The sequence below is a fragment of the Vibrio sp. B181a genome, from assembly GCF_030248375.1.
GTDB classification, from domain to species: Bacteria; Pseudomonadota; Gammaproteobacteria; order Enterobacterales; family Vibrionaceae; genus Vibrio; species Vibrio campbellii.
On the sequence record NZ_JAHGAD010000126.1, the window covers coordinates 1 to 3147 of the forward strand.

The 3147-nt window shown below is 39.9% G+C and carries 4 protein-coding genes; all 4 read right to left on the reverse strand.

Annotation, left to right across the window (positions count from 1 at the left end; translation table 11 throughout):
- Window positions 1–72: 72 nt before the first annotated feature.
- Entirely contained in the window at window positions 73–501 is a 429-nt protein-coding gene (locus KIO97_RS26385; RefSeq protein WP_285384385.1) for a GNAT family N-acetyltransferase, read from the reverse strand.
- A gap of 647 nt (window positions 502–1148) precedes the next feature.
- Window positions 1149–1613 (reverse strand): hypothetical protein, encoded by a 465-nt coding sequence (locus KIO97_RS26390; RefSeq protein WP_285384386.1) that lies wholly within the window; start codon window positions 1611–1613, stop codon window positions 1149–1151.
- Window positions 1576–1911, reverse strand: coding sequence for a hypothetical protein (locus KIO97_RS26395; RefSeq protein ID WP_240800905.1), 336 nt, complete (start codon window positions 1909–1911; stop codon window positions 1576–1578). The genes KIO97_RS26390 and KIO97_RS26395 overlap by 38 nt, the downstream gene beginning before the upstream one ends.
- Before the next feature lie 244 nt (window positions 1912–2155).
- Entirely contained in the window at window positions 2156–3022 is an 867-nt protein-coding gene (locus tag KIO97_RS26405; protein WP_285384387.1) for a hypothetical protein, read from the reverse strand.
- Window positions 3023–3147: the final 125 nt, after the last annotated feature.

Sequence of the window (3147 nt, forward strand, 5' to 3'; positions counted from 1 at the left end):
TATACTTGAGCGAAGCGAAAGCGCCAAGCGTTGCGAATCACTCTTAAATGCTTTGTTATACGCGTGCTGACACTACAACGAAACTGTCATAACCTTATGATTTGGCTCACTTTCAATATCAACCGCTAACCAACCTAATGACTCGTACAACGATGGTACATTTGTGTAAGCATACAGGTTACTTTGAGTTGCTGCTGATACTTGGCTAACACCTCGGTTAATCAGTTCACTCGCAATACCTTGCCCGCGCCAATCTGGTGAAACATAAACAGCATTAAACCAAATAACTTCTGAGTCACCATGAGGTTCTTTAAAGCGCGAGTAAGCAAGACCACCGATAACTTGATTGTCTCTGAGAGCGACAATTGCCGGTGGAAGTTTAGATTCTGATTTATAGGTATCTACGAATAGAAAGTCAGACCATTCCGTTTGAAACAGCTTCTCTAGAGCAACCCAATACTCACTATTTTCATCGCAATTTCTGAATACTACCTTGTTCATATTGGATTATTTCCTCAAAAGCGTATAACGCCGCGTTAAGTGGTGAGCAACGCACCACCAAACTCAATAAAACCACCTTAAACACCATACCACAATTTGCAACCAAAACAGTCCAGCGTTGCGAGTCCGTCTTGAACGCATTGTTAATAAAGTAGTTTCCGCAAGCGCGAGACTCAAACAAGCCACTGAACTTACCGCAACGAACCAACCTAGTATTTACTGGCTGCTGACCCACCTCACTTTCCTGAAACCTTAACGCAGCGAATACTGACCTTAAGGTTACAAAGAACGAGCCACCCACCGCAGTTACGGACAGTTAATTGCCACAACGAAGAACTTTTGAGAGCGAAGATAGTTGCTGGCATATTAGCGCTTTCGATGAATTCAAATGGCATTTGCAACAACGAAACGACAAAACCAAAGCGAACTATTCAGCCTAGATGTAGACCATTTTTCCAACAGCCAGTGACCAACCACTTGCCATAAAAGCCGTTTGTTAACAGCAGCTTATTAACGCCAAATTAAGGTGTGAACAACGCTAACACCTTACCTAAAGCATTGTGCCATAAACACTAAACTGGCTTGAAGTGAAAGCGCCGAGCGTTGTGAATCACTCTTAAATTTATTGTTATGTTCCCGGTCACTGATTACCTCAAAAGACCTAGAGACTCACCTAATTTAATTGAGTCAAACGGCATTTCATATAGTGACTGAATCTTTTGAATTTCCTTTAGGTCAAGGCCATCAATGTATTGTGCATGATTTGGGGGATCTGTTACTCCCATAGCATCAAATAGTGATCTTTGCTCTTGAGACAACTTACTTTCTGAGTCTTTCAAAGCCTCTCTTTCAGTTTTTGAGCAATTATCTCTATTGTCTATAGATAGATACAACACGACTCTTTTCTGCTCTTCCTCATTCAGTGAGACAAACCAAGGAGTCATTGGAAAACTCTCTGAGTTTTCTAGTTCAATAACTTTGCATTTCTCAATTTTATTTGCATAGTCTTCGAACCTTTCTTCGAATGATGCGGCACAGCCAGAAACAGAGAAAATCGATAATGCCAAAAATAATTTATAGCGCAGCACGACTAACGCACCTCCAAAATTCACCTTCTTCTCCTTGTGTCATCCAAGTCATAGGTTCAGCTATATCTCGAATCCGTTTTTTCGTAATAGCACCGCTAGCTTGAGCCAGTTTACCAAACTCTACCCAGTCATATGCAGCTATGTCGATCAATTGATTAGCAGCATTCTTACGGCCTAAAAAAATGTCTAAAATGGGAACCGCTGATAAAGATAGGGTAAATAACCGACTACTTTCTATAATGCTTTGAATTTGTTTTACGGAATCCCGACTTCGACTAGATAACTTTAAGTTATTAATAGAACAGTAACCAAGCTCTGCCATATGAACCTCACGAAAGTATAATTCTTCTAAAACAGACTAATTGCTCGCCAATCAAATGACAAAATGACCAATTAGAATATGCATAAAGATCACTATATTATCGGAGTTTCAAAGGGCACATAACGCCCTGTTAAGGTGTGAGCAACGCAATACCGAGCCGCAGCATGCCACCTTAAACACGAAAATCAACGCATAGTAAAAATGCCACGCGTTGCGAATCACTCTTAAACAGTTTGTTAAATGGCTAGAAGTTACGATACTTCACGATTACACCATCTTGGCCTATCGAATAACTATCTTCGCTCATTTCCTTGGATAAATGCCTTAGCTTTTCCAATGACAAACTTCGTAATGAAGAAAACTCTTTTTGTCTCACAAGATCATGAACTTCTGCATCAATTCCAACACGTAAATGTACACCTTTAGCTTCGATATCAACTGCATAGAAATTAATACCGTCCTCTCGATGTAGCTCTAACCTTTTGTTCATTGCCTCTCCTAGGAGGAACAAAGGTTTATAGGAGCTATCGATAAATTTATCTCTTAGTACCTTTATTACCTTTTCATTTCGACTTTCTGGGTCTTGAAGGTACGTTAAAATACGTTGGTCGCTAAAATAAGTAGCACAAGCATTTAATGTTTCAGGTGCGACACCATGTATAGAAGAAACCCTTTCAACTTGCTCTTTAGCACTAGCAAGTTGTGGATTCAATTTGTTAGATGACATACCCTTAGCTTCGAATACATGCCAATCACCATTTGTACACTGACCTACGAGGTCAGGTTCGCGCCCACGTCCGGTATCAGTGTCGGCAAAGTCAATTGCACCAAGAGTTTTCAAACTTTCGACATGAATCAAGTTCGGAATATCAAGCAGCTGCTCTGCATAAAACTTAGCAAATGCCATTCCAAGGTTGTAACTGACTATTCTTTTCTTGTCACTTACATGAGAATGATAAATAGGATGGATACGCATACCATTCCGATCAGACTCAATGTTTTCCCAAACAGTTCCGACCTTTTCCAAAATCGAACTATGGATTGCTCTAGCGAGACCATAAGTTCTAATCTGCTGTTGCGAAATAAAGCTAGGGTTACCTACTGTAATCATTGATCGATAAAGATCTAACTTCCGACATCGAAGACTTTCAATTCCATTGGAATTTATATGAACATGATTATTTTTATAATCTGTCGAACGATAATAAATTAGACCTCCTTTTGCCATTTAACGCC